This is a genomic window from Streptomyces sp. CCM_MD2014 (genome assembly GCF_000772045.1).
Lineage (GTDB): Bacteria > Actinomycetota > Actinomycetes > Streptomycetales > Streptomycetaceae > Streptomyces > Streptomyces salinarius.
This window is the reverse complement of sequence record NZ_CP009754.1, coordinates 2,168,216-2,195,206: the sequence shown is the minus strand read 5'-3', so window position 1 is coordinate 2,195,206 and position 26,991 is coordinate 2,168,216. Positions and strand designations below refer to the sequence as shown.

The following is a 26,991-nucleotide window of genomic DNA, read 5'->3' as shown; positions in this document are numbered from 1 at the left end:
AGTGGGTCGCCGATGGCGAAAGGTATGCACGTGAAGGTGCCTTACAGGAGATATTTCTCCTGTCTGGTGGCCGCGGCGATTGCGGGGACGCTATTGCCGCAAGTCGCCTATGCGGCTCCACCGTCGAATTCCGGCAAGGACGGTGACAAGGGATTCTTCGACACCGTCTCCGACTGGCTCGGGGACGACGACAAGGAGACCCCCGAGCCGCCGTCGTACGGCGGTCTCGGCATGGCCGACCGGCAGAAGCTCCCCAAGGGGAAGAACGCGCCGAAGGCGAAGAGGGTCAAGGAACTGACCTCGCACCGCACCCTGACGGCCCGCTTCTGGCAGCTGTCCGACGGGCGGGTGGAGGCGGAACTGACGGCCGCGCCGACCTCCTACAAGGACCCGGCGGGCAAGTCCTGGAAGACGATCGACACCCGGGTGGCCGAGACCAGGGCCAAGGGATTCGACTTCGCCAACAGGGCCAACACCGGTCGCAGCTGGTTCGGGTCCGACCCGGACCGGCTGCTGCGTTTCGAGGCCGGTGACGGGGGCCAGTCGGTCACTCTCGGTCTGCGGGGCGCGAGTGGGCGGCTGAAGCCGCAGGCGGAGGATTCCACCGTCACCTACAAGGACGCGGTCGGCGGCGCCGATCTGTCCTACGTGGTCGGCCCGGGCCGGGTGAAGGAGAACATCACCCTGTCCGAGCGGCCCGAAGGTCCCGTGACGTACACGTTCACGCTGGACACGGAGGGGCTGACGCCGAAGGCCCGCGAGGACGGCTCGATCGCGTTCTTCGGGGAGCTGCCCAACACCCCGGTGCTGATCATCCCGGCCCCGTACATGACGGACGCGAAGAAGTCGGCGTCGTCGCCGTACGGGTACGCGTACAGCGCCGACGTCACGCAGAAGCTCCAGCGCGCAGGTGACGGCTGGACGCTGACCGTCACGCCGGACGCGAAGTGGCTGGCGGCGAAGGAGCGGCAGTATCCGGTCGTGATCGACCCGACGATCACGATCGCGCCGTCGCCGTCGGGTTCGCAGGACACCATGGTCCTCTCCGACCAGCCGGGGGTGAACTTCAACTCCTCCTGGAAGCTGGCGGCGGGCAAGACGTCCGCGTCGGCGACCTCCCGTTCGCTGCTGAAGTTCCCGCTGGACGAGATCCCGGACGGGGTGAAGATCGACGGCGCCCGGCTGGGCGTCTACTTCGACCAGTCGCACACGACGAACGGCAACGACGTCACCATCGAGGCGCACCGTGCGACCGGCGCCTGGGACGAGTCGACGGCGACCTGGTCCAACACGTCCGGCCTGGTCGGTGAGTTGTCGGGCACCAGCGTCCAGGTGGACGACGGGGACGCGGGCACCACGGCGGCGAAGGGTTCGTGGCCGCCGTCGGGGTCGACGCTGACGCAGTACGCGATCGGCGACGACTACCGCTACAACAAGGACACCGTCGCCGGGGACACCTACACCTGGCAGCCGAAGGTCACCGACAGCGGCACCTACCGCGTCGACGTGCACTACGTCGCGGCCTTCGACCGGGCGACGAACGCCCCGTACACGGTCACGCACCGGGACGGCACCCAGACCTTCACCGTCGACCAGACGGCCGGCACCAACGGCGTCTGGGCGTCGCTGAACGGCGGCGGTCAGCTGCCGTTCGCCAAGGGCACGGTCGGCAAGGTCGTCCTCGGTGACGGACCGGCGTCGTCCTCGACCGCGGTGCTCGCGGACGCGGTGCGGCTGGTGAACCCGGCGCAGATCGTGAAGAACAAGGGCGAGTACAACCAGTGGCACGAGTTCCCCGTCGCCGACACGGTCCAGAAGTGGGTGAGCGGCACCGCCGCCAACCACGGCTTCGTGCTGATGGCGAAGGACGAGTCGTCCACCGGGCCGCTCGGCGGCCCCCGCTACGAGGCCGGTGACGGCGCCTACGGTGGCGAGACGTCGACCGTCCCGCGGCTGACGGTGACCTACGGCAAGGTCGGCACGTCGCTGAACTCGCCGACGGTGGTGCACTCCACGGGCCCGGAGCTGTCCTGGAAGGCGTACTCCAACACCACCGGTGACGCGGGTCTGGACATCGTGGAGTACCAGCTGCACCGCTCCACCCAGCAGGCGTTCACCCCGTCGGCGGCGACCCTGATCGCGCCGATCAGCGCGTCGGAGACCACCTACACGGACACCACCGCGGTCCCGACGCCCGACTCGGCCGCCAACGAGATCGACAAGTCGTACTACTACCAGATCGCGGTGAAGACGCGGAGCGGGGAACTGCTCGGCTCCCCGACCCGCATCGTCGGCATCCCCAAGGCCGGCCGGACGATGAAGATCATCCAGGGCAGCCAGGGCGGCGTCACCGACACCACCCTGTCCTCCGCCCAGCCGTCCACCAACCAGGACGCCATCCGCTCCTGGGACGTCGACCAGAGGTGGCTCAGCGTCGGCAACAACTCCGGCACCTACGGCAAAACCCGGGCGGTGCTGAAGTTCCCCACGGACGACATCCCGTCCACCGCCACGGTGATCAACAACCGCATGTACATGTGGGGCGCGGAGACCACCACCGACACCGACGGCGCGATCTACGAACTCCACGCTCTCACGCGGGACTTCTCCGAAACCCAGGCCACGTGGGACAACGCGACCTCCACCACCGCCTGGAGCAGCGCCGGCGGTGACATGTCCGCCGCCGTCTCCGACACCGTGGCGAGCGTGTCGGACGTCGGCCGCCACTGGTGGGACGCCACCGGCCTGATGCAGAGCTGGATCGACGACCCGGCGGGCAACAAGGGCGTCGCGGTGAAGCTCAAGGACGAGTCCGCATCCGGCCCGCAGGAGCGCACCCTGTTCCTGTCCGCCGAGGCCGCCGACCCGCAGCTGCGCCCGTACATGCAGGTCATCTACGTCGACTCCACCACCGAGGACACGTACTACGCCCCGCAGACCCCGTCCCGGATGACCCCGAACACCACCTACACGGTGGACTTCACGGTCACCAACACCACCTCCGCCCAGTGGGCGGCGGGCGAGCGGGAGCTGTCCTACACCTGGAAGCTCCCCGACGGCACCGACGTCACCACCGGCGGCAACCAGCTGGCCACGCCGATCCCGGCCCTGCTGCCGGGCAAGTCGGCCACGATCCAGGCGAAGGTCTCCACACCGGTCAACTCCGACTCGGGCAACAAGCGCGGCGAGTACGTCCTGGGCTGGGACGTCCGCAAGAGTGCCGACGGCAGCTGGCTGTCGGCCGGCACGAACGGCATCCCGCCGCTGAAGCAGAGCGTCGCGGTCGAGGACCCCACCTCCAACCAGCTGGGCCTGGAGAAGTTCTACTCCTACACCGGCAAGAACACCGGCGCCGGCTCCACGGTCATGAACAACCTGGCCTCCGGCAACAGCGTGTGGTCCTACAACGCGTTCACCAACCCGGGCCGCGGCCTGACGACGTTCGCGCGCTTCTCCTACAACTCGCTCGACACGTCCGACACCGTCTCGGGCGCGGGCTGGTCCGCACAACTCGCCGGTCCCGTCCGCCTGGGCGCGCCCCTGGACTTCCACCCCAACCCGAACCCCACCGAGGTCCGCCTCCCCGACGGCGACGGCACCACACACGTCTTCCGTCTGCAGGACGACGGCACCTGGAAGGCTCCCGCCGGCGTCCACTACCGGCTGACGATGAAGGCCGGCCTGGACTGCAAGCCCACCAAGGATCCCGTCCCGGACGCCTGGACCCTGCTGCGCCCGGACGGCACCCGCTTCCTCTTCGGCTGCGACGGCTATCTGACCTCGACGGTCGACAAGAACGGCAACACGCAGACGTACACGTAGGAGGAACGCAAGTCCAACAACAAGCCGACCAAGTTCCTCAAGTACATCACCGACCCCGCGGGCCGGACCTCTCTCACCGTCGACTACTACGACAAGGCCGACGCGCCGTTCCCGAAGGTCGCGGACCACGTCCGGTCCATGACCGACGTCTCGGGCCGCAAGCTGGCCTTCGAGTACTCGGACAAGGCGCTGCTGACCAGGCTGACCGACGGCGCGGGCTCCGCCCAGCCGAAGGTGTTCGCCTTCACCTACGACGCCACCCAGGGCAACAAGAACGTCAAGCTCGTCACCGCCACCGACCCGCGCGGCAACGGCACGGGCCTGGCGTACTACGCGCCGCAGACCGGCGACGACCCGAAGTACCACTGGTGGACGAAGACCCTCACCGACCGCCTCGGCGGTGACACGGGCTTCACCTACGCGGCGAACACGGCGAACCCCAAGTTCACGGACGCCACCGTGACGGACGCCGAGAGTCACGCGACGAAGTACGTCACCGACGACTACGGCCGCCCCGTCCAGACCACCAACGCCAAGTCCCAGACCACGAAGACGAGCTGGGACGCGGACAACAACGTCACCTACCTGGAGGAGGCCAACGGCGCGAAGACCGCCTACTGCTACGACCAGAAGACCGGCTACCCCCTCTGGTCACGTGACGCCGAGAACAACAAGAACGGCGTCCCGCCGGCCACGGACTGCGCCCCCGGCACCCACCCGGCGAACGCGGTCACGTACGACTACCAGACCCGCGCCGACGGCTTCGCCGCCGACCTGTGGCGCAAGACCTCGCCCGAGGGCCGCGCCTGGCAGTTCGGCTACGACACCTTCGGCAACCTGAAGACGGTCACCGACCCCAAGGGCGTCGCGACGGCCACCGCCGGCGACTACACGACGACCTACGACTACGACGCCTACGGACAGCTGACCAAGGCCGTCGACGCCAACGGCAACCCGACGACGTACGGGGCCTTCGACGCGACCGGCTATCCGGAGACGATCACCGACGCGCTGGCCCACACCACGGAGTTCGTCTACGACGAGCGCGGCCAGGTCACCAAGGTGACCGACGCCTACGACAAGGTGACCACGCAGACGTACGACACCTTCGGCCGGCCCCTGGTCGGCACGGTGCCGAAGGACCAGGACGAGGGCGACCTGATCACCACGCCCGCCCCCGAGTACGACGCCAACGACAACGTCACCACGTCGACGGCGCCCAACGGAGCGGTGTCCACCGCCGTGTACGACGCCGCGGACCAGATCACCTCGGCGACCGCGCCGAAGGACACCACCACCTCGGACGAACGCAGGACCACCTACACCTACGACAAGGCCGGCCACCTCACCACGACCACCGAGCCCAAGGGCACGCTGACCGCGTCGGACCCGGCCGACTACGTCACGACGAACCACTACGACGAGATCTACCAGCTCACCTCCGTGGTCAACGCGGACGGCGACACGATCAGTTTCGGGTACGACGACGTCGGCAACACCACCAGGGTCGTCGACCCGAAGAAGAACGCCACGGCCGACACCACCGACTACACCACCAAGACCGCCTACGACCTGAACCACCGCGTCACCTCGGTCACGGACGCCGCGGGCAACACCACCAAGCGGGCCTACGACAAGGACTCCCTGGTCACCTCGACCACGGACGCGGAGAACAACACCACGCTCATCACCTACGACGAGCGCGGCAAGACCGCAGAGGTCAAGGTTCCGCACAGCGGCACCACGACGGTCACCTACCGCACGACCCGGTACGAGTACGACGAGGTCGGCAACACCACCAAGGTGATCACCCCGCGGGCCGTCGCGGCGGACACGACCACGGCCTTCACCGCCCGCACCGAATACGACGCGCTGAACCGGCCCGTCAAGCAGTACCAGCCCTACGATCCGGCGGACGCCCGCCACAACGACCCGAACGTCTACACCGAGACCGTGTACGACAAGGTCGGCCGGGTGGCGAAGACCTCACTGCCGCCCTCCGAGGGACAGACGGTCCGCAACACCACGGTGTTCGACTACTTCGACAACGGCTGGGTGAGGTCCTCCACGGACCCGTGGTCCATCGCCACCACCTACGACTACAACGACCTGGGCCAGCAGACGGCCCGCACCCTCACATCGGCGGGCGGTTCCTCCAACCGCACGATGTCGTGGTCGTACTACCCCGACGGCAAGCTCGAGTCCCGCTCCGACGACGGTGTCCCGGTGGGCAGGTCGGTGGTCCTGGTGGACAACTCCGACACCCAGAGCACCGCCGCCACCGGCACCTGGACGCAGGGGGACGGCGCCGGCCAGCACGGCTACGACCACCGCACCCACGCCGCCGGCACGGGCACGGACGCCTTCACGTGGACGCTGGACATCCCCGAGGACGGCACGTACACCGCGTACGTGAAGTACCCGGAGGTGACCGGCGCCGCCACGGCCGCCGAGTACACCCTCACCCACGGCACGACCACCGAACCTGCCGTCACCAAGAACCAGACGACCGGCCCCGGTACCTGGGTCGCCCTCGGTGACTACGCCCTCAAGCGGGGCGAGGACACCGAACTGAAGCTGGAACAGAGCAGCACCGGCACCGCGGTGGCCGACGCGGTCAAGCTGGTCCGTGACAACTCCGCCGACACGGACACCGAACAGAAGACGTTCACCTACGGCTACGACGTCAACGGCAACCTGACCTCGATCGACGACACGTCGTCCGGGGCGCGGACCGATGCCTACACGGTCGCCTACACGGGCCTCAACCAGGTCCAGAAGGTCACGGAGTCCCTGTCCGGCACGGAGAAGAAGGCGACGTCGTACACGTACGACGCAAACGGGCAGCCGGAGACGGTCACCCACCCCAGCCAGTTCTCCCAGTACACCTACGACCTGCGCGAACTGGTGAAGACCGTGTCGGTCGGCAAGACGGCGACGGACACCGACCCGAAGGTGACGTCGTACACGTACACGGCCCGTGGCCAGAAACTGAAGGAGACCAAGGCCAACGACAACACCGTCGACTACACCTATTACCTCGACGGCGCCCTGAGGTCGACGACGGAGAAGAAGGCGGACGGCACCACGCTGGTCGCCTCCCACACCTACGCCTACGACCCCAACGGCAACAAGGCGCAGGACGTCGCGAAGAAGATGAACGCCGACAACCACGCGGCGTACCTCGACTCCACGACCGACTACTCCTACGACCCGGCGGACCGGCTCACCACGTCCGTCAAGACGGGCAACGGCGCGGGCACGGAAACCTACGTCCACGACGACAACGCCAACGTCGTCAGCCAGACGGTCAAGGGCACGACGACCGCCTACCACTACGACCGCAACCGCCTCCTGACCGCGACGGCCTCCGGCGTCACGGCCGACTACACCTACGACCCCTTCGGCCGCCAGCAGTCGGTGACGTCGCAGGGGCAGGTCATCTCCCGGAGCGTGTACGACGGCTTCGACCACGTCGTGGAGTCCCAGAAGATGGACGACACCGGCGCGATGAAGTCCACCACGTACACCTTCGACCCGCTGGACCGCACCGCCTCGAAGACGGCGGACGGCAAGACCACCGACTTCACCTATCTCGGCCTGTCCACCGAAGTGCTGAACGAGGAAGTCGCCGGCGAGCTGACCAAGTCCTACCAGTACAGCCCGTGGGGCGAGCGCCTGTCGCAGATCAAGCACAACACCGACGGGACGACCGAGGACGGCTACTACGGCTACAACAGCCACACCGACGTCGAAACCCTGACCGACGACAACGGCGACACCAAGGCCACCTACGGCTACACCGCCTACGGCTCCGACGACGAGTCCGAGTTCACCGGCATCGACAAGCCCGACGCGGGCGACCCGACCAAGGAGGCGTACAACCCCTACCGCTACAACGCCAAGCGCTGGGACGCCCAGTCCGGCACCTACGACATGGGCTTCCGCGACTACAGCCCGGGTCTCAACCGCTTCACCACCCGGGACATGTACAACGGCGCCCTCGCGGACATGGGCCTGGGAACCGACCCGTTCACGGGCAACCGGTACGCCTTCACCGGCGGCAACCCCACCACCTTCACCGAACTCGACGGGCATCGTCTCGCCGAGTGCGATGAGCCCGGGTACACCTGCAGCATGAACTCTGCCGGTGGCTGGGATGTCGACTACAAGGAGCCGTCGCCGCTGGCCAGTACTGAGGACCGGGTCTACGACAAGGAAGAACCAACAGACCGCGACCGGGACGTCCTGAACCAGATGTACTGGGTGAAGCTCGGCACGTGGGTCCAGGACTGGGACAACGCATACGACCTGCTGTCCCACTGGCTCGGGAACTCCGGCGATGCGTACGAGGTTGATCCCGAGGCCATGCTGCGTGATATCCCGCGTTTCAGGGAGGATGTGACGAAGTATCTCCAAAAGGAGCGGATTGAAGGAAACGCCACCTTCGACTCGGGCTGGTTGAGGACTCGAGCGGACGAGGAGGACGGCGAGTCGAGTCTCGACTGGTACTACGCCCTGAACAATTTCCAGTTCAGGGTCACAGGGAGCAATCAGCGGAAGTACGGGATGACGTACACCGTCCAGGTGCGGAAGCGGTACGACTGGGGTGTACCGAGCGAGAAGCGCAACGACCTGAAACAGAGCTTCCTGTGGGTCGACATCGATGTACAGCAGGCAGAGGTGGCACACCTCCATACCGTCGGGCTCGCCCAGGACTTCGACGTATATGGTTCCGCCACCATGAGAGGCATGCCATGACGACTGTGACACGGGTGAGGCGCCGTGCGGTGGGTGCGGCGGCAGTCCTGGCCTTGGCACTTGCCGCGTGCGGCACGACGGAGTCCGGCGGGGGCACCGCCCAGGAGCTCGGGAGCGCCGGGGCCGACGGTGCCACCGGGCGCGTGAAAACCACGTCGATTTCTCCGGAGCGTACGGGACGGCCGCCTGCTGCACTCCTGAAGGAGTACGGCGTGGTGCTTCCGGAGGGCGCGACAGGGGTCCGTTACCGGGAGGTTCTGCCGCGGTCCGGCGGGACGCTCTATGTGCGAATGCGGGTGCCGGATCCGAACGCCCGGAATTGGCTGAGTGCCCTCGGCGGGAGTCCCTCGGATCTGACACGGGGATGGAGTCCCTTCAATTCTCACGAGCTCCGGGAAGCGGGCTGGGACATCGCGGTGTCGGACGCGTTGTCCGGGGCTTGGATTCCGGTGCCGGAATCAGGGCCCGAGACCGACAAGAAGGTCGCCGTCGTGGAGGACTCGAGCAATAGTGCACGGGTTTACCTCGTGACGAACCGCTAGGAGGGCCGGCCTCACCACCGACGTGCCCTGGCCGGCCGCACTCGATGTCCTCGAGTGCGGCCGGCCACCGCGTGTGGTGCCGCCGTCGGCGGTCTCATCCTGAATGCGTCACCTGGAGCGCCGGGAACGTCTGCACCGGCGGAGAGACCGTCTCCCACGCCGGACGCACCTGGCGCGCCAATGGGTGGGTGACCGGCGAGGAGCCCGGGGCTCGTAGTGGCCGCAGACGCGTCACTCGCCCGGCTGCTCACCGCGCACCAACTCACCGAGTGGGGCCACCCGCACGGCACCGGGGCGCACGACACCGTCGTCCTCGTCGTTGCCGAAAACTCGCGGCGAACGGGGCCCTGTACGGCCGCGTCCCCGGGCGGGACGTCGCCCTTCCTGTCCCACGACCACGGCCGACGCGTCATCCGGGTCGAGGTGACCGACACTCACCCTGCTCAGCCGACGCGGCAGACCCCGGTACGGACGAGAACGGCGGTCGGGGCCTGCTCCTCGTCGACGCACTCGCCCGGCGACTGGTGCGTACGCGACCGCCTCGGCCCCGGCAAGGCCGTCCGGGCCGAGTGCGGAACAGCCCCCCCCAGGTCCTGAAGGCACCCCGGGACATCAGGTCGGCCTCGAAGACCATGAGGTCATGCCGACGATCCGCGGCGGCCACTTCGCACCCGCCTCCTCAGGTCGCCCTTGCGGCATCCACAGCGGCAGCGACGAAGGAGGCGACCATGCTGCGGCAGTCGTCCTGGGACCACGCGAGGACGAGTTCACTGTTGGGGGCATCGATGACGGGGCGGTGGACGAGGTCGGGGTGCATGGGCTGGGCCAGCGAGCGCGGCAGGACCGCGACTGCGCGTCCCAGCCTGATCATCTGCATGGCTTCGACCGCGTCCGTGACCTCGGGCCCCGGCCTGGCCTCGGGTACTCCGGTCCAGTGCACGCCCTTCCAGCGCGGCAGTGTCTCCTGGGCGAGGTCGGCGAGAGTGATCTCCGGGCGAGAGGCGAGCCGGTGGTCCGGCGGCAGGATCGCGACACGTCCTTCGACCGTCAGGGTTTCGTGGTCAAGGCCGGTCATGTCGTCGAAGGGCGCGTACAGCAGGGCGACATCGGCGCGGCCGTCGCGGACGTAGTCGGCTCGGTCGGTGGCTCCGCCGAAGAGGATGTCCACCTGTCGGGCGTCGGGCCGACCGGCGTAGGCGGCCAGGATTCCGGACAGAAGGTTCGCATCACCGCCGGGTTTGATCACCAGGCGCAGACGGGCTTGCTGGTCACCGGCCCGGCGTGCCTTCTCGGCAGCCGCGCTGACAGCGTTCAGGGCGTGCCTGCCGTGGTGCAGCAAAGCTTCGCCGGCGGGGGTGAGCGCGACATGCCTGCTCGAGCGTTCCAGGAGCTTCACTCCGAGCCGGGATTCCAAGCGCCGGATCGCTTTGGACAGGGCCGGCTGCGCGATCGCCAGGCAGGCCGCGGCGCGGCCGAAGTGCAGTTCCTCGGCGACGGCGATGAAGTACTCCAGTTCGCGGGTTTCCAGCTCGGCCATGGCACAAGACTATCGGCCGTTCCATTCCTGGCAGGCATGAAATGTGAACGAATAGATCTTGGACCGATCCGGAAAATTCCTGTTCGGTGGGGGCATGATTCACCACACGATGATCGTTGCGTTCGACCAACCGATTCCCGCGAGCGAGCTGGACCAGTACCTCATGGAGTTCGAGGGGCTCGCCAAGGGATCCGGTCTGGTCGAGTCGGTCGCTACCCGCCATCACATCCGCGTCCCGGGCGACGACCACGCCCCGGTGGCCATCGCCAGCGCCATCCTGCAACTGCGCGTGCGCGACCTCGACGCCTTGAACGCGATCTTCAGCATGCCCGGGGCGGTCGACCTCATCAAGCGCTGGCAGAGCCGCCATCCGTACAAGGCGATCTGGGTCAACCACGAGCCGCTGGCGTGAGCGGCCACGTCGGCAAAGCCGGCCCGGTCACCGGCGCCGGCATGGGATCGGGCGCGCCGCGTTGAGTTCTCCCGACGCGGGACCGCGGTCGCCGTGCTCGACCGAGGCCGTCGAGTGAGGGGAACGGCGGCGGTGGGGGTGGACCGGCCCTCACCGCCGCTGCCAGACTCCAGCCCCGTACACCGGCCAGGCTGACGGGCGCCGCCGCCCCCCCAACCGGCCGGCTCAGGGGTTCCAGTACACGTCGGTGAACGTCCGGTCGAAGCGTCCGGCCTCCAGGTCCTTGCGCTGGATCGCCCAGTGGACGCTGGATCCGGCCGGCACGTCACCGAGGCCGGGGCTCCAGCTCGCGAGCAGAACCCAGTCCCCGACGTTTTCGGACACCGCGCGGCCAGGCGAAGAGGAGTAGGCGGCCGTCGTCCGGCGGGGGCAGATCGGTCGAGGCCTGCGGCAGCGCCGCGAGGTCGATGGACGCGACGTACGGGAACGGGGGGGGCGGGGTGCCGACCGGCAGCAGGACGGGGCCGCCGAACCGGGCGGCGACCGGGCCGTCGTCGCGCGTCGACAGGACCGCGCAGGGCCATACCATGTCCATCCACCGGTCAACCTCGTCGGCCGGGATGTCCAGTTGGACCGCTCCATCGCGGAAACGGGCCAGTCGCTCGCGTAGCTTTTCGGAGGTCACGCGACCAAACCAGGGCCCGGCACTGACATCGGTGTCCATACTCGGTCGGTGGCGGCAACGCGGATGCTGGAGCGACACTCCGTCGTGCTGCCCCCGCCCTGGTCGCCGCACGGCAAGTGGGCGGCGGGACGACCGGTGGACGTGGACGGCGAAGGAATCCTCGCTCGCCGGGGAGGGGGCGGTTACGCCCTCAGTCCGTCCACGGTCGTGTTGATCGCTGCCAGGGCTGCCGCCTTGTCGAGACCCGCCCTGGATACGAGCGAGAGGCCCTGGACGACATAGAGCAGGAGCTGCGCCTGGGCCTCGGGGGAGTGGGCGTCCGTGACCTCTCCGGCGGCCTGTGCGCGGCGGAGCGCGCCGGACAGGATGTCGGTGAACCGGCGGTATGAGCGGGTGACGATCTCCGTGGCTTCACTGTCATGGGGGACGAGTTCGGCGGTCGTGTTGCCGACCAGGCAGCCCTGCGGGACACCCACGTCGGAGATCAGTTCGTCCAGCCGCGCGGGATGGGTCAGGATCTCACGCAGGGCGGGCAGGAGCGGGCCGGTGTCGAGCGCGGCGATCAGGTGCCGCTCGTACACCTCCCAGTAGAGCCTGACGGCTTCCAGGTAAAAGCGGCGCTTGTCGCCGAACGCTCCGTAGAGGCTGCCGCGTTCGATGCCCAGTGCGTCGACCAGGTCCTGGATCGACGTCGCCCCGTACCCCCGGGACCAGAACAGTTCGAGTGCGCGCTCCAGCGTCTGTTCCCTGTCGAACTCGCGGGGGCGTCCGGTTCGTGCCACGTGCTCGATACTACGACTTCTTGACTGCGTGTTCAAGAAGTCGTAGCTTCCGTTGAAGGAGTTCTTGAACGGACGCACAGAAGTCGGCCGCGTGCCGGTCGACACGAAGGGCTGAGCTATGCAATTCGCAGGCAGGACGGCGCTGGTCACCGGGTCCGGTGCGATCGGCGGACTTGGGCACGCGACGGCCAAGGCGTTGGCCGCGGGCGGCGCCAACCTGATCCTCACCGGCACCGATCCAAGGCGCGGCGCCCAGGTGGTGGAAGACCTTCGCGCAGCCGGTGGCGAGTCCGCCGGGACGGTGCGCTTCGTCGCGGCCGACGTGTCCGACGCGGCGGGCGTGCGCCAGCTGGTCGAGGACGCCGGGGCCGTCGACATCCTGATCAACAACGCGAGCGTCATGACGTTCGCCCCGACCGCCGAGCAGGATCTCGCCGATTTCGATGCCGCCTTCGCGGTCAATGTGCGGGCCCCGTTCCTGCTCACCGCCCTGCTCGCGCAGAGGATGGCCGCGAGCGGCGGCGGCAGCATCGTCAATGTCAGCTCCACCGCAGCCGGCCTCGGCATGCCGGGCATGGCCGTCTACGGCGCCACCAAGGCGGCGCTCGAATCGCTGACCCGTACCTGGGCGGCGGAATTCGCCAAGTCGAACGTGCGGGTCAACGCCGTCGCGCCGGGCCCGATGCGCACCTCGAAGGTGGTCGCGGCCATGGGGCCGGACATGGGCGGCATGGGCCTGGCCACCGCACTCGGGCGCACCTCCGACCCGGCCGAGGTGGCCCACGTGGTCGCCTTTCTCGCCAGTGACCGGGCCAGTTACATGACCGGGGCGATCGTCGCCGCCGACGGTGGCCGCACCGCGATCTGAAGGGAGGCGGAACAATGGATCGCCTTGCAGGAAAGCACGCACTGATCACCGGGGGGACGAGCGGCATCGGCCTGGAAACGGCCCGCGAGTTCCTCGCCGAGGGAGCGACTGTCGCCATCACCGGCCGCTCGCAGGAAAAGCTGGACGCGGCGGCCCGGCAACTGGACGGCCCGCTGCTCGCCATCGCCAGTGACGCCGGCGACGTACCCGGCCAAGCGGCGCTCGCGGCGCGGCTCAGGGAGGAATGGCCGAAGCTCGACATCCTGATGAGCAACGCCGCCGACGTCACCCACCTCCCGATCGAGGCATGGACCGAGGAGGCGTTCGACAGGCTCCTCACGACCAACCTCAAGTCACCCTTCTTCCTGATCAGGGACCTGCTGCCGCTCTTCTCGGACCAGTCCTCGGTCATCCTCGTCGGCTCCGTCTCCGCGTACATCGGACACGAGAACGCGACGGTCTACGGCGCGGCCAAGGCAGGCCTGCTCTCCTACGCGCGCGGGCTCACCCACGAGCTGAAGGACCGCGGCATCCGAGTCAACGGACTGAGTCCCGGTCCGACGATCACCAATGCCTTCGCGCCCCTCGGCCCCGAGCGCCAGGCCGCCCTCTACGAGGAACTCCGGCAGACCGTGCCTCTCCATCGTTTGGGAAGCGCCACCGAACTGGCGAAGGCGGCGGTCTACCTCGCCTCGGACGAATCCGCCTACACCGCAGGCACCGTACTGCGGGTCGACGGAGGCATCGGGCAACTCGCCTACTGACAACTGACCATCGAGGCCCTCGCCCTGGGCGGCGAGGTGACTTGGCGGACTTCCCGGCCGCCACCATGAGTTCGGCCTCTTCGGGGGTGTTGGCTCCGAAGGGGCCCCGGCCGCTGAAGGCGTCGCTCCAGAGCGTGGGTGCGCGGGCCCCTCAGCGTGCCCGCCGCGATCGCGGTCGGCGTGTTCGGGATTCCGTCCGTCGGGCCACCCGCCGACCTGGTGGTGATCCCGTGGTCGAGGAACAGTGTGGCCGCCGAAGGTCTCGTGGGTCCGCAGCGCTGCGACGGCGTCTGTCTCGGCAGCCCTGCTCCCTTCCTCCTGGCAGAGCCTCGGCGAGCAGGATCTCCGCCGCCGCCCGCGCGTGCCGACCGTAGTGCGTCTCGTTCAGCACCATGACGCGGCTGGCCGCCCCGTCCGCGAGGGTGGCAAGTTGCTCGGCGAGTGCCAGGGGGCCGCGACAGCCCAGCTCCGTCACCACCGCGGCGGTCAGCTGCACATGCGCGACTTCTGCTCCTTGGCGTAGGAAACTGCGAGCCCCTCCTGCCCCGCACCGCGCAGGTCAGAAGGGGTCTCGCGCCGTTGTCCCGCAGAGCCTTCAGATGTCCCGGAAGATCTCGATCTGTGCCCCGATCGAGTTCAGCCGTTCCGCCAGGTCCTCGTAACCGCGGTTGATGACGTACACGTTGCGCAGCACCGACGTGCCCTCGGCGGCCATCATCGCCAGGAGGACGACGACCGCGGGGCGCAGGGCCGGCGGGCACATCATCTCGGCGGCGCGCCAGCGGGTGGGGCCCTCGACCAGGACGCGGTGGGGGTCCAGGAGCTGGAGGCGGCCGCCGAGGCGGTTCAGGTCGGTGAGGTAGATGGCGCGGTTGTCGTAGACCCAGTCGTGGATGAGGGTCTGGCCCTGGGCGGAGGCCGCGATGGCCGCGAAGAAGGGGACGTTGTCGATGTTCAGGCCCGGGAAGGGCATGGGGTGGATCTTGTCGATCGGCGCTTCGAGTTTCGACGGGCGCACCGTCAGGTCCACCAGGCGGGTGCGGCCGTTGTCGGCGAAGTACTCCGGGGTGCGGTCGTGGTCGAGGCCCATCTCCTCCAGGACCGCCAGCTCGATCTCCAGGAACTCGATCGGGACCCGGCGCACCGTCAGCTCCGACTCCGTGACCACCGCGGCGGCCAGCAGGCTCATCGCCTCGACCGGGTCCTCGGAGGGGGAGTAGTCCACGTCGGCGTCGATGACCGGCATGCCGTGCACGGTGAGGGTGGTGGTGCCGATGCCCTCGACGCGGACGCCCAGGGCTTCGAGGAAGAAGCAGAGGTCCTGGACCATGTAGTTGGAGGAGGCGTTGCGGATGACGGTGACGCCGTCGTGGCGGGCGGCGGCCAGCAGCGCGTTCTCCGTGACGGTGTCGCCCCGCTCGGTCAGGACGATCGGACGGTCCGGTCGCACCGTGCGGTCGACCACCGCGTGGTAGTGGCCCTCGGTCGCGGCGACGTCCAGGCCGAAGCGGCGCAGCGCGATCATGTGTGGCTCGATGGTGCGGGTGCCGAGGTCGCAGCCGCCGGCGTAGGGCAGGCGGAAGCGGTCCATGCGGTGCAGCAGGGGGCCGAGGAACATGATGATGGAGCGGGTGCGGACGGCCGCCTCCGCGTCGATGGCCTCCATGTCCAGCTCGGCGGGCGGCACGATCTCCAGGTCGGTGCCGTCGTTGACCCAGCGGGTGCGCACGCCGATGGAGTTGAGCACCTCCAGGAGGCGGTAGACCTCCTCGATGCGGGCGACCCGGCGCAGCACCGTGCGCCCCTTGTTGAGCAGCGAGGCGCACAGCAGGGCCACGCACGCGTTCTTGCTGGTCTTGACGTCGATGGCGCCGGACAGGCGACGGCCGCCGACCACACGCAGGTGCATCGGGCCCGCGTACCCCAGGGAGACGATCTCGCTGTCCAGCGCTTCGCCGATCCGGGCGATCATCTCAAGGCTGATGTTCTGGTTGCCGCGCTCGATGCGGTTGACGGCGCTCTGACTGGTGTTGAGCGCCTCCGCAAGCTGTGACTGCGTCCAGCCGCGGTGCTGCCGGGCGTCACGGATGAGCCTGCCGATGCGTACGAGGTAGTCGTCTGCCATGAGGTTGAGGCTATCTCAGATATGAGATCGCGCCTCTCGGGGGGTCTGTTCGGGTGACGTCACGTCAAGAAACCCCCGGTCGCGGCTCAGCGGCGCCTGCTCGTCGTCGTGCGACGCCACCCGAAAGGTCCCGGCAAATCCATCGATGTCGTACGACGTCCGGTACTGCTGCGGGTGTGGCGCGGGCCGTTCCGGCCTCCGGTCGTGATGGACCACGAGCGTTTGTTGATGTTCAGCCGCACTCCCGGGAGGATCCGGAAGCTCTTGCGGAACGTGAGTGGCATCGCGCCTCCTTCCGAGTCGTGCCGGGCCGGCACTCCCGGCGCAAGTCGGATACCCCCGTCCGGCGTACTGATGGCCGCGCGGGTCACCCGGGATGGGGCGCACGCCACACGGTGCCCGGACATGACCGGGCCGCCCCCATGTACTAGAGTTATCTCGACATCGAGATATCTGCCGAGGCGTACCGCAGCCACCACCCTGGTAAGGGTTACCTAACTTAGCCCTACCTTAGCGGATCGGCCAGGGGGCGTGGCGGCAGGATGCGGTGGTACGCGCACATGAATGAAGGAGACTGTCGTGTCGGCGAACAGCTTCGACGCCCGCAGCACGCTGCAGGTGGGCGACGAGTCGTACGAGATCTTCCGGCTGGACAAGGTCGAGGGCTCCGCGCGCCTTCCCTACAGCCTGAAGGTGCTGCTGGAGAACCTGCTCCGTACCGAGGACGGCGCGAACATCACCGCCGACCACATCCGCGCCCTCGGCAGCTGGGACTCGCAGGCCCAGCCGTCGCAGGAGATCCAGTTCACGCCGGCCCGCGTGATCATGCAGGACTTCACCGGCGTGCCCTGTGTCGTCGACCTCGCCACCATGCGTGAGGCCGTCAAGGAGCTGGGCGGCGACCCGAACAAGATCAACCCGCTCTCCCCGGCCGAGATGGTCATCGACCACTCCGTCATCGCCGACAAGTTCGGCACCAACGACGCCTTCAAGCAGAACGTCGACCTGGAGTACGGCCGCAACCGCGAGCGCTACCAGTTCCTGCGCTGGGGCCAGACCGCCTTCGACGACTTCAAGGTCGTCCCGCCGGGCACCGGCATCGTCCACCAGGTGAACATCGAGCACCTGGCCCGCGTCGTCATGACCCGCGACGGCAAGGCCTACCCCGACACCCTGGTCGGCACCGACTCGCACACCACCATGGTCAACGGCCTCGGCGTCCTCGGCTGGGGCGTCGGCGGCATCGAGGCCGAGGCCGCGATGCTCGGCCAGCCGGTCTCCATGCTCATCCCGCGCGTCGTCGGCTTCAAGCTGACCGGCGAGCTCACCCCCGGCACCACCGCCACCGACCTGGTGCTGACCATCACCGAGATGCTGCGCAAGCACGGTGTCGTCGGCAAGTTCGTCGAGTTCTACGGCGAGGGCGTGGCCGCCACCAGCCTCGCCAACCGCGCCACCATCGGCAACATGTCGCCGGAGTTCGGCTCCACCGCTGCGATCTTCCCGGTCGACGGCGAGACGCTGAACTACATGCGCCTGACCGGCCGCAGCGAGCAGCAGGTCGCGCTCGTCGAGGCGTACGCCAAGGAGCAGGGCCTCTGGCTGGACCCGAAGGCCGAGCCGGACTTCTCCGAGAAGCTGGAGCTCGACCTCTCCACGGTCGTCCCCTCCATCGCCGGCCCGAAGCGCCCGCAGGACCGCATCGTCCTCGCGAACGCCGCCCAGCAGTTCAAGACCGACGTCCTCAACTACGTGGACGTCGTGGACGAGGCGGGCAAGGAGTCCTTCCCGGCCTCCGACTCCCCGGCCGTCGCCCCGAACGGCACCCCGTCCAACCCGGTCCGCGTGACCGCCCCCGACGGCACCTCGTACGAGCTGGACCACGGTGCGGTGACGGTCGCGGCCATCACCTCCTGCACCAACACCTCCAACCCGTACGTCATGGTCGCCGCCGCCCTGGTGGCCAAGAAGGCGGTCGAGAAGGGCCTGACCCGCAAGCCGTGGGTCAAGACCACCCTCGCCCCGGGCTCCAAGGTCGTCACCGACTACTTCGAGAAGGCGGGCCTGACCCCCTACCTCGACAAGGTCGGCTTCAACCTCGTCGGCTACGGCTGCACCACCTGCATCGGCAACTCCGGCCCGCTGCCGGAGGAGGTCTCCAAGGCCGTCAACGAGCACGACCTCGCCGTCACCTCGGTGCTCTCCGGCAACCGCAACTTCGAGGGCCGGATCAACCCCGACGTCAAGATGAACTACCTGGCGTCCCCGCCGCTGGTCGTCGCCTACGCGCTCGCGGGCTCCATGAAGGTGGACATCACCAAGGAGGCCCTGGGCACCGACCAGGACGGCAACCCGGTCTTCCTCAAGGACATCTGGCCCTCGGAGGCCGAGGTCAACGACGTCGTCGCCAACGCCATCGGCGAGGACATGTTCTCCAAGTCCTACAGCGACGTCTTCGCGGGCGACGCCCAGTGGCAGGCGCTGCCGATCCCGACCGGCGACACCTTCGAGTGGGACGCCGAGTCCACCTACGTGCGCAAGCCCCCGTACTTCGAGGGCATGGGCATGGAGCCGGCCCCGGTCGAGGACATCTCCGGCGCCCGCGTGCTCGCCAAGCTGGGCGACTCGGTGACGACGGACCACATCTCGCCCGCCGGTGCGATCAAGGCCGACACCCCGGCCGGCAAGTACCTGACGGAGCACGGCGTCGAGCGCCGCGACTTCAACAGCTACGGCTCGCGCCGCGGCAACCACGAGATCATGATCCGCGGCACCTTCGCCAACATCCGCCTGCGCAACCAGATCGCGCCGGGCACCGAGGGCGGCTACACCCGCGACTTCACCCAGGACGGCGGTCCGGTGTCGTTCATCTACGACGCCTCCCGCAACTACATCGAGCGGAACATCCCGCTCGTCGTCCTGGCCGGCAAGGAGTACGGCTCCGGCTCGTCCCGCGACTGGGCCGCCAAGGGCACCGCGCTCCTCGGCGTCAAGGCCGTCATCGCCGAGTCGTACGAGCGCATCCACCGCTCGAACCTCATCGGCATGGGCGTGCTGCCGCTGCAGTTCCCGGAGGGCCAGACCGCCGACACCCTCGGCCTGACCGGCGAGGAGTCCTTCTCCGTCTCCGGCGTGACCGAGCTGAACGAGGGCACCACCCCGCGCACGGTGAAGGTCACCACCGACACCGGCGTCGAGTTCGACGCGGTCGTCCGCATCGACACCCCGGGTGAGGCGGACTACTACCGCAACGGTGGCATCCTGCAGTACGTGCTGCGCAGCCTGATCCGCAAGTAGGCGGCGGCGCACAACGGTTGAGGGCCGCATCCCCGGTGACGGGGGTGCGGCCCTCGCGCTTGCCCGCCTCGCAGAGGCGTCGCGTACGGCTTTAGAACATCAGGCGGTACGTGTTCCAGCCGCCGCTGCCGATCTTCACCCGGGACTTGTACGGGGAAGCGGCGTTGCCGGTGCCCTTGTACAGGTACAGCGCGCCGTTCTTGTCGCGCGCGACCAGGTCGGTGATGCCGTCGATGTCGATGTCGCCGACGGAGACGACGTTGTTGTAGGTGTTCCAGCCCCCGCCGATGCGGGTGCGGGACGTGAACGGCGCCTTGTAGTCGCCGGTGCCCTTGTAGAGCCACAGCACGCCGGACGAGTCCTTGGCGACGATGTCGTTCTTGCCGTCACCGGTCAGGTCTCCCTGTCCGGCGATGTGGGTGTAGGCGTTCCACCCGCCGCCGACCCGGTAGCGCTGGGTCAGCTTGCCGTTGCCGTAGCCGAGGTACAGGTACAGCACACCGGACTTGTCCCGGGCCAGCAGGTCGTCGGCGGCGGCGCCACCGAGGTTGCCGGTCGAGAGGAGCCGGTCGTAGATGTTCCAGCCGTTGCCAACGAAGAGCTGCTGGTCGGTGCCCCACTCGGTGTAGTAGAGCTGACTGCCGGTGACGTCCCAGATACCGTCCGAGAAGCCGTCGGCGTCGTGGTCGACCTGGGTGATGAAGCGGGAGTTCTCCCAGCCGTAGCCGTTGTAGAGGCGGGAGTCCAGGCCGCCTTCGCCGTTGGGCACGTAGGCCCACATGTCGCCGGCCGAGTCCACGCCGTACAGGCCGTTGATCGGTGCGTAGTCCTCCTCGGCGGAGGTGCTGAACTTCGAGGCGTCGGACGCCTTCACGTCGACGGGAGCCTTCGACGCGGAACGTCCAGGGCCGTCCGCGGCGACGGCGCTGCCCGCACCGGTCGCCACCAGTGCGGCGGTGAGCGCCGCAGCCGTGGCACGCGCCAGGGCGCGACGCGTGTTCAGGCCGGAGCTTTTGGCCACGTGGGTCCTCCATATGGTCATGCCGAAGGGATCGGGTGCCGGGGTAGGGCACAGCATGATCCCGATAACTCCGTGATCCTTACACATGGCTTTTACATGTCAATCGGATTAGATGAAATTGACACGGGAAGCCACCGCAAACGCGCGGAAAGGGCACCGAAGCCGCCTCAGTCGGACCCCCACACCCCCGCCGGCCAAGCCAGTTGGCGCCGCACGCGCACCGCGTCCCCGCCCTCGTGCCCGTTGAAGGGGCGACCTCGCCGATCCGGCCGGTGAGCAGATGCGCCTCGGTCTCGTGGACGTTGACGTGTTGACGCAGAGCGCGTTGATCCCGCAGGCCGCGAGCCGCCTGCCGTACGACCGCACGCGGTCGTGGCCGAGGGCATCGCCCGTGCCGTCAGGCGACCGCCCCGCCGGTGACGCGTTTGCCGACGGATGGCCGCACAGCGTTCCCCTGACGATGCGTGACGCGGTCTCGGCGGCCGCCGACCGTGCCCGTGCGTTCTGTGCCACGTGCACGCCCAGGGGGAATGGGCCGGCACGAGCGAGCGGCGGGTTCCGGCCGAAGCCCGAACCCGCCGCCCGTCCCGCGCGTACCGCGCCTACGCCAGCAGCTCCACCTCCGCCAGCGTGTGCTCGCCGTCCAGGACGAGCCGGTACTCGGCGTACGAGCCCGGCGACTTCACCGAGAACGCCCGCGTCTGCCGGTCCCAGGCGAAGGACTCGCCCGAGCGCTCGTCCAGCGTCTTCCAGGTGGTGCCGTCGGCCGAGCCCTGGAGCTTCCAGCCGGTCGGGGCCTTGGTGCGGTCCGCCGACGAGGTGAGTGTGTACTGGACCGCCTCGGCGCCCTTGCCGGGCACGGGCAGGTCCACGGACGTCACGCTCGCGTCCGTCCCCGACGTGTTGTCGAACAGGGCACCCTCACCCGTGATCGCGTCGGCGCGCGGCGTCGCCACCTCGTCGTCCTCGGTGATCGACGGCGGCGCGGCGTTCTCCCCGGTGCCCCACGAGGACGGCTTGGCGCCCATGTCGAACTCCAGCACGCCGCCCTTGGCGAGCAGCGAGTGGGGGAGCGAAGTGGAGTTCCAGCGCTTGCCGTTGACCTTCAGACCCTGCACGTAGACGTTCTTCGTGCTGTTCTTCGGCGCCTTGACGACCAGCTCGCGGCCGTTCTCCAGGTGCACCGTGGCCTTCGTGAACAGGGGGGACCCGACGGCGTACTCGCCGCTGCCCATCACCAGCGGGTAGAAGCCGAGCGAGGAGAAGAGGAACCAGGCCGACTGCTCGCCGTTGTCCTCGTCCCCGTGGTAGCCCTGGCCGATGTCGCTGCCGGTGTACAGCCGCTGGAGCACCTCGCGGATGTTCTTCTGCGTCTTGTACGGCTGCCCGGCCGCGTCGTACATGTACAGGGCGTGGTGGGCGACCTGGTTGGAGTGCCCGTACATGCCCATGCGGACGTCGCGCGCCTCGACCATCTCGTGGATGACCCCGCCGTAGGAGCCCTTCAGCTCGGGGGAGGCCGTCTCCGGGGTCGACAGGTACTCGTCGAGCTTGTCGCCGAGGCCCTTGCGTCCGCCGTACAGGTTGGCGAGGCCCCGGCTGTCCTGCGGGGCGGTGAAGGCGTAGCCCCAGCCGTTGGTCTCCGTGTAGTCGTAGCCCCACACGCGCGGGTCGTACTTCTCGGAGTCCACGCGCCAGTTGCCCTCGGCGTCCTTGCCCTGGAAGAAGCCGGCCTTCGCGTCGAAGAGGTTGACGTAGTCCTGGGCGCGGTTGAGGAAGTAGGCGGACTCCTCCTTGTAGTGCTTCTCGCCGGTCTCCTTGTAGAGCTTCTCGCCCATCTTGGCGATGCCGTAGTCGTTGAGGTAGCCCTCCAGCGCCCACGACAGGCCCTCGTGGGTCTCGGTGCCGGTGTAACCGAGGAAGGGCGAGGTCTCCATGCCCTTGCGGCCCACACCGGAGGACGGGGGCACGACGGTGGCGTTCTTGAGGGCCGCGTCGTACGCCGCCTTCGCGTCGAAGTCGACGCCCTTGACGTAGGCGTCGGCGAAGGCCACGTCGGAGGAGGTGCCGGTCATCAGGTCCGCGTAGCCGGGGGAGGACCAGCGCGAGGTCCAGCCGCCGTCCTTGTAGTGCTGCACGAAGCCGTCGACCAGCTCACCGGCCTGGGAGGGGGTGAGGAAGGAGTACGCGGGCCAGGTGGTCCGGTACGTGTCCCAGAAGCCGTTGTTGACGTAGACCTTGCCGTCCACGATCTTCGAGCCGGTCTCGGTCGGCGTGTCCTCCTTGACCGCCTTGGAGAACGGGGAGGCGTACCTGTACTTCCCGTCGACCTTCTCGTGGCCCGCGTTCGGGTACAGGTACAGGCGGTAGAGGCTGGAGTACAGCGTGGTCAGCTGGTCCCGCGTGGCGCCCTCGACCTCGACCTTGCCGAGGATCCGGTCCCACTGCTTCTGGGCGGCGCGCTTGACCTTGTCGAAGGAGGCGCGCTTCGGGATCTCCTGGCGCAGGTTGTCCTTCGCCTGGTCCACGCCGATCAGCGAGGTCGCGATGCGCAGCGTCACGGTGCGGTCCCGGCCGGCGTCGAAGCGCAGGTGGCCCTTGACGCCGTTGGAGTCGCCGCCGGTCACCTTGCTGTCGAACTCGCCGTACACGAAGAGGCGGGTGGCGCCGGTGGAGAGCCCGGACTTGACGTCCGAGTAGCCGGAGAAGGTGCCGTTCTCCTTGTCCAGGGTCAGGCCGGCGCTGTTCTCCACGTTGTCGAAGATCACGCTCGCGTCGTCACCGGGGTAGGTGAAGCGCATCATCGCCGCGTGGTCGGTCGGCGTCATCTCGGCCTTGAGGCCGTTCTCGAACCGTACGCCGTAGTAGTAGGGCCTGGCCGTCTCGTTCTCGTGCCGGAAGGCCAGCTCGCGGGCGTCGCGGCCGGTGTCCGGGGTGCCGGAGGCGGCCGAGGGCATCACCTGGAAGGTCTGCCGGTCGCCCATCCAGGGGCTCGGCTCGTGGCTCGCGCCGAACGCCTGCAGGGTGGGCAGGTTGGCGTCGTTGTTGCCGCGCGCGTACTCGTAGAGCCAGCTGAGCGAACCGGCGTTGGTCACCGGCGTCCAGAAGTTGAAGCCGTGCGGCACGGCGGTCGCGGGGAAGTTGTTGCCGCGCGAGAAGCTGCCGCTGGAGTTGGTGCCGCGGGTGGTGAGCGCGTAGTCGGACAGGTGGGCCTTGGGACGCTCGGGCTCGGCGCGCTTGATCTCCACGTCGTCCAGCCAGCCCCGGAACTTAGCCGGGCCCTTGGGGGAGTCGTAGGCGACCAGGATCCGGTCGACCGTCTTGCCGGCCGCGACCGTGCCGATGCCCGACTCGACGCTGTTCCACTGGTTCACGTAGAGGATCTTGGCGTCGCCCTGACCGCGCGGCGTCAGCGGGAACCCGTGCTGGTCGGTGGCCTTGAGGTCGCTCAGGTAGGTGCCGTCGGTGAAGGCGAGGTCGACGGAGACGTTCGTGGCGTCGTAGTCGAGGTCGCCGTCCGCCATGGACGGGAAGATCTTGTACGACAGCTCGGTGCGCCGGTCGACCTTGACGTCGACGTCGAAGACCTTGTTGTACGAGTAGGCCCGGCCGTCCGCCGTGTGGCGGCCCGCGTAGCGCAGCGCGTGCGTGCCGGTGAAGCCCGCGTTCGCCTTCGCGGTGGGCGAGCCCGCCGGGCCGTCGTCGACCGAGGAGAGCATGTCCTCGGGGGTGGGGACCTCGGTGTCGCCGGTGGCGAGCTGCACGTCGGCGAGCTGGAGGGCGTCGCCGGCGCCGTTGTTCTTGGTGATCTCCAGCCGGAAGTGCTGGAATTCGGCGGTCCCGTCCAGCTCGTACGTCTTCGTCTGGAAGCGCTCGCCGAAGCTCTCCCCGGAGCGGGTGTCCACGGTCTGCCAGTTCTCGCCGTCCGCCGAGCCCTTCAGCGTCCAGTCCACCGGGTCGCGCTCGTCGTGGTCGTTGGCCGAGGTGAGCGCGTACTTGGCGATCTTCTGCGGGGAGTCCAGGTCGAACTCGAGCCAGCCGGTCGGGGCGAAGGTCAGCCACTTGGTGCCCGGCTCGTTGTCGACGAGGTTCTCCTTCACCTCCCCGCCGCCCGTGTTCTCGGCGCTGGCCCGCACCCCGGTGACGTTCTCCGTGACGTTGCCCGGTATGCCGGTGCTGAACCCGCCGTCCACGCCGGAAGCCCGCTTGCGGCCGTCCGCGCCGGTGTCCACGGTGTCGGTCCAGTCCGGAGCCGGGTCGCCCTTCTCGAAGGACGACGCGAACTCCCGGTCGGCCTTTACGGGCGCGCCGGGCAGGGCGACCGCCGCCCCCTGAGAACCCACGGCCAAGGCGAAGGCGGTCGCCGTAACGACCGCCGGACCCCATCTGTGCCGAACTCTGTACTGCATGTCCTGGCCACCCTCCCAGCGCTGGGGACAACGTTGTCAATTCAACTGCGCAAGGACCAGTAGGGGTCAAGTGGCAAGTGATGTCAAGGGTGTTGGATGTGGCGTTCGGGGGTTATGGCGGGGATTCCTACGGCATGCGACGCACAGGGCACTCATATTTCCGGGAGGTCTCAACTCGGAAAAGACGTACCGGGAACCTTGCATTCGATCTTGCTCCGCCGAAGGAAAGTGGACTATACCTGTCGGCCACCGGGGGATACGGGGGGAACCGCGACGAGGAACCGCCCAAGCGCCCGAACAGCGGTGACGGCATCCGTGACCGCACAGCAGTAACCGCGTTTCCAGTACGGCCCAGCACGAACCAGCACGACCCAGCGTGACCCGATCGCGGTGCCGGGGAGGATCCGGTTCACCGCCTGAGTCCTGGAGAAGGCGAGGACTTGAGCATGGGATCCACTTCCGCCGAGAACAACGGTAGGGGCGTCGGCCGCCGCGATCTGATCAAGCGGTCCGCCGCGCTCGGCCTGATCTCCGTACCCACGATGAGCTTCCTGTCCGCCTGCGCGAGCGGCGGCGGGGACGACCAGAAGAAGGCCGAGGCGGGCGAGAAGTCCGCCAAGAACCCGCTGGCGGTCAACGAGAGCGCCAAGATGGAGTTCGTCCTCTTCGACGGTGGCTTCGGCAAGGAGTACGCCGAGGACGCCGTGAAGCTGTACGAGAAGGCCTTCCCGAAGGCCGAGGTGAAGTTCTCCGCCACCCAGAAGATCCAGTCGACCCTGCAGCCGCGCTTCAACGGCGGCAACCCGCCCGACCTCGTCGACAACTCCGGCGCCGAGCAGATGGACATGGGCGTCCTGGTCGGCAAGAAGCAGCTCGCCGACCTCACCCCGCTCCTCGACGCGCCGTCCTACGACGACCCGAACAAGAAGGTCCGCGACACGCTGCGCCCCGGCATCGTGGAGATGGGCCAGTTCGACGGCGACCCGGTCTGGATCCTGTACTACGCCTACACGGTCTACGGCAACTGGTACTCCCAGAAGGCCCTGGACTCCCTGGACGCGGAGTACCCCAAGACCTGGGACGAGATGCTCGCGGTCTGCGCCAAGGCCAAGAAGAAGGGCATGGCCGGCTGGACCTACGCCGGCAAGTACCCGTACTACATCCCCTTCTCGATGTCCCCGATGATCGCCAAGGTCGGCGGCGTCGAGGTGCTGAACGCCATCGACAACCTCGAGCCGAACGCATGGAAGCATCCGGCGGTCAAGACGGTCTTCGAGGCCTGGTACGAGCTGTACAAGAAGGGCTACATCCTCAAGGGCACCCCCGGCCTGGACCACATCCAGTCGCAGACCGCCTGGGCCAAGGGCGACGCCCTGTTCATCCCCAACGGCTCCTGGGTGGAGAACGAGTCGGCCAAGGTCATCCCCGCCGACTTCGACCTCGCCGTCTCCGCCCCGCCCGGCATCGACGACAGCGACAAGATGCCCTTCGGCACCATCTGGGCGTCCGGCGGCGAGCCCTTCATCGTCCCGGCCAAGGCTGCCAACGGCGCCGGCGGCATGGAGCAGCTGCGCATCATGCTCAGCGAGGAGTCCTCCAAGAACTTCACCAGCAAGGTGAAGTCGCTGAGCGCCTACAACGGCGGCACCGACGGCATCGAGCTGACCCCGGGCCTCAAGTCCGGTGTCGCGGCGCTGGAACTGGCCGGCGACAACGTCGTGAACCCGCGCATGCAGGACTGGTACGTGCAGCTCCAGAAGGAGAAGATCGGCGTCTCCTGCCTGGGCGAGATGATGGCGGGCCGGATGACCCCGGCCGAGACCATCAAGAAGATCCAGGGCTACGCCGACGAAGCCGCCAAGGACTCGTCGATCAAGCACTACAAGCACCAGTGAGGACGCGTCACCAGGGCCTGTCCGGCGCCACCGCGCCGGGCGGGCCCTGGCGGCGCCACCCGCGCGCAGAT

The 26,991-nt window shown here is 68.3% G+C and carries 13 protein-coding genes and 1 pseudogene; 7 read left to right on the top strand and 7 right to left on the bottom strand.

The features are described from left to right. Positions 1-12: 12 nt before the first annotated feature. Positions 13-7,929: pseudogene (locus NI25_RS09475) on the top strand (DNRLRE domain-containing protein); the annotation flags it as partial. 650 nt (positions 7,930-8,579) lie between these two features. Continuing rightward, entirely contained in the window at positions 8,580-9,125 is a 546-nt protein-coding gene (locus NI25_RS09470) for a hypothetical protein (RefSeq protein ID WP_061442033.1), read from the top strand. A 679-nt stretch (positions 9,126-9,804) separates the two neighbouring features. Here the strand turns inward: NI25_RS09470 and NI25_RS09460 are convergent. Beyond that, the gene (locus NI25_RS09460) at positions 9,805-10,662 is read right to left on the bottom strand and encodes a LysR family transcriptional regulator (protein WP_061442032.1); all 858 of its coding nucleotides are present in this window, start codon (positions 10,660-10,662) and stop codon (positions 9,805-9,807) included. A gap of 94 nt (positions 10,663-10,756) precedes the next feature. On the opposite strand from NI25_RS09460, the gene NI25_RS09455 reads away from it, so the two are divergent. Next, positions 10,757-11,074, top strand: coding sequence for a hypothetical protein (locus NI25_RS09455; protein ID WP_061442031.1), 318 nt, complete (start codon positions 10,757-10,759; stop codon positions 11,072-11,074). Positions 11,075-11,399: 325 nt separating this feature from the next. Here NI25_RS09455 and NI25_RS40100 read toward each other — a convergent pair whose 3' ends face one another. Both NI25_RS40100 and NI25_RS09445 read right to left on the bottom strand, forming a co-directional pair. Further along, positions 11,400-11,669 carry a hypothetical protein gene (locus NI25_RS40100; protein ID WP_061442030.1) on the bottom strand — a complete coding sequence of 90 codons (270 nt, stop codon included), beginning with the start codon at positions 11,667-11,669 and terminating at the stop codon, positions 11,400-11,402. Positions 11,670-11,941: 272 nt separating this feature from the next. Continuing rightward, positions 11,942-12,541: a TetR/AcrR family transcriptional regulator gene (locus tag NI25_RS09445; protein ID WP_061442029.1), complete on the bottom strand. Its 600-nt coding sequence runs from the start codon at positions 12,539-12,541 to the stop codon at positions 11,942-11,944. A gap of 118 nt (positions 12,542-12,659) precedes the next feature. Between NI25_RS09445 and NI25_RS09440 the strand changes: the two genes are divergently transcribed. Both NI25_RS09440 and NI25_RS09435 read left to right on the top strand, forming a co-directional pair. Further along, complete coding sequence (locus NI25_RS09440) at positions 12,660-13,409, top strand: SDR family NAD(P)-dependent oxidoreductase (RefSeq protein ID WP_061442028.1); 750 nt, start codon at positions 12,660-12,662, stop codon at positions 13,407-13,409. 14 nt (positions 13,410-13,423) lie between these two features. Further along, entirely contained in the window at positions 13,424-14,173 is a 750-nt protein-coding gene (locus NI25_RS09435; protein ID WP_061442027.1) for an SDR family oxidoreductase, read from the top strand. A gap of 595 nt (positions 14,174-14,768) precedes the next feature. Here NI25_RS09435 and NI25_RS09425 read toward each other — a convergent pair. Next, positions 14,769-16,298 carry a helix-turn-helix domain-containing protein gene (locus NI25_RS09425; protein ID WP_061442025.1) on the bottom strand — a complete coding sequence of 510 codons (1,530 nt, stop codon included), beginning with the start codon at positions 16,296-16,298 and terminating at the stop codon, positions 14,769-14,771. Between the two features lie 86 nt (positions 16,299-16,384). Beyond that, entirely contained in the window at positions 16,385-16,582 is a 198-nt protein-coding gene (locus NI25_RS37435) for a DUF4236 domain-containing protein (RefSeq protein ID WP_076976921.1), read from the bottom strand. A 295-nt stretch (positions 16,583-16,877) separates the two neighbouring features. Here NI25_RS37435 and acnA point away from each other — a divergent pair, with 295 nt between their 5' ends. Further along, positions 16,878-19,595, top strand: a complete 2,718-nt coding sequence (gene acnA / locus NI25_RS09420; RefSeq protein ID WP_061442024.1) for an aconitate hydratase AcnA — start codon at positions 16,878-16,880, stop codon at positions 19,593-19,595. A 91-nt stretch (positions 19,596-19,686) separates the two neighbouring features. Here acnA and NI25_RS09415 read toward each other — a convergent pair whose 3' ends face one another. After that, positions 19,687-20,616: an FG-GAP repeat domain-containing protein gene (locus tag NI25_RS09415; RefSeq protein ID WP_233520706.1), complete on the bottom strand. Its 930-nt coding sequence runs from the start codon at positions 20,614-20,616 to the stop codon at positions 19,687-19,689. Between the two features lie 602 nt (positions 20,617-21,218). After that, complete coding sequence (locus tag NI25_RS09410; RefSeq protein WP_061442022.1) at positions 21,219-25,025, bottom strand: GH92 family glycosyl hydrolase; 3,807 nt, start codon at positions 25,023-25,025, stop codon at positions 21,219-21,221. A 446-nt stretch (positions 25,026-25,471) separates the two neighbouring features. Here NI25_RS09410 and ngcE point away from each other — a divergent pair, with 446 nt between their 5' ends. Beyond that, positions 25,472-26,920: an N-acetylglucosamine/diacetylchitobiose ABC transporter substrate-binding protein gene (gene ngcE, locus NI25_RS09405; protein ID WP_061442021.1), complete on the top strand. Its 1,449-nt coding sequence runs from the start codon at positions 25,472-25,474 to the stop codon at positions 26,918-26,920. Positions 26,921-26,991 lie beyond the last annotated feature (71 nt).

Bases quoted from the DNA above. Each gene is read 5' to 3' on its own strand.
- NI25_RS09460 (WP_061442032.1), bottom strand. From the start codon at position 10,662: ATGGCCGAGCTGGAAACCCGCGAACTGGAGTACTTCATCGCCGTCGCC.
- NI25_RS09435 (WP_061442027.1), top strand. From the start codon at position 13,424: ATGGATCGCCTTGCAGGAAAGCACGCACTGATCACCGGGGGGACGAGC.
- NI25_RS09455 (WP_061442031.1), top strand. From the start codon at position 10,757: ATGATTCACCACACGATGATCGTTGCGTTCGACCAACCGATTCCCGCG.
- ngcE (WP_061442021.1), top strand. From the start codon at position 25,472: ATGGGATCCACTTCCGCCGAGAACAACGGTAGGGGCGTCGGCCGCCGC.
- NI25_RS09410 (WP_061442022.1), bottom strand. From the start codon at position 25,025: ATGCAGTACAGAGTTCGGCACAGATGGGGTCCGGCGGTCGTTACGGCG.
- NI25_RS09470 (WP_061442033.1), top strand. From the start codon at position 8,580: ATGACGACTGTGACACGGGTGAGGCGCCGTGCGGTGGGTGCGGCGGCA.
- NI25_RS09425 (WP_061442025.1), bottom strand. From the start codon at position 16,298: ATGGCAGACGACTACCTCGTACGCATCGGCAGGCTCATCCGTGACGCC.
- NI25_RS37435 (WP_076976921.1), bottom strand. From the start codon at position 16,582: ATGCCACTCACGTTCCGCAAGAGCTTCCGGATCCTCCCGGGAGTGCGG.
- NI25_RS09440 (WP_061442028.1), top strand. From the start codon at position 12,660: ATGCAATTCGCAGGCAGGACGGCGCTGGTCACCGGGTCCGGTGCGATC.
- NI25_RS40100 (WP_061442030.1), bottom strand. From the start codon at position 11,669: ATGGACATGGTATGGCCCTGCGCGGTCCTGTCGACGCGCGACGACGGC.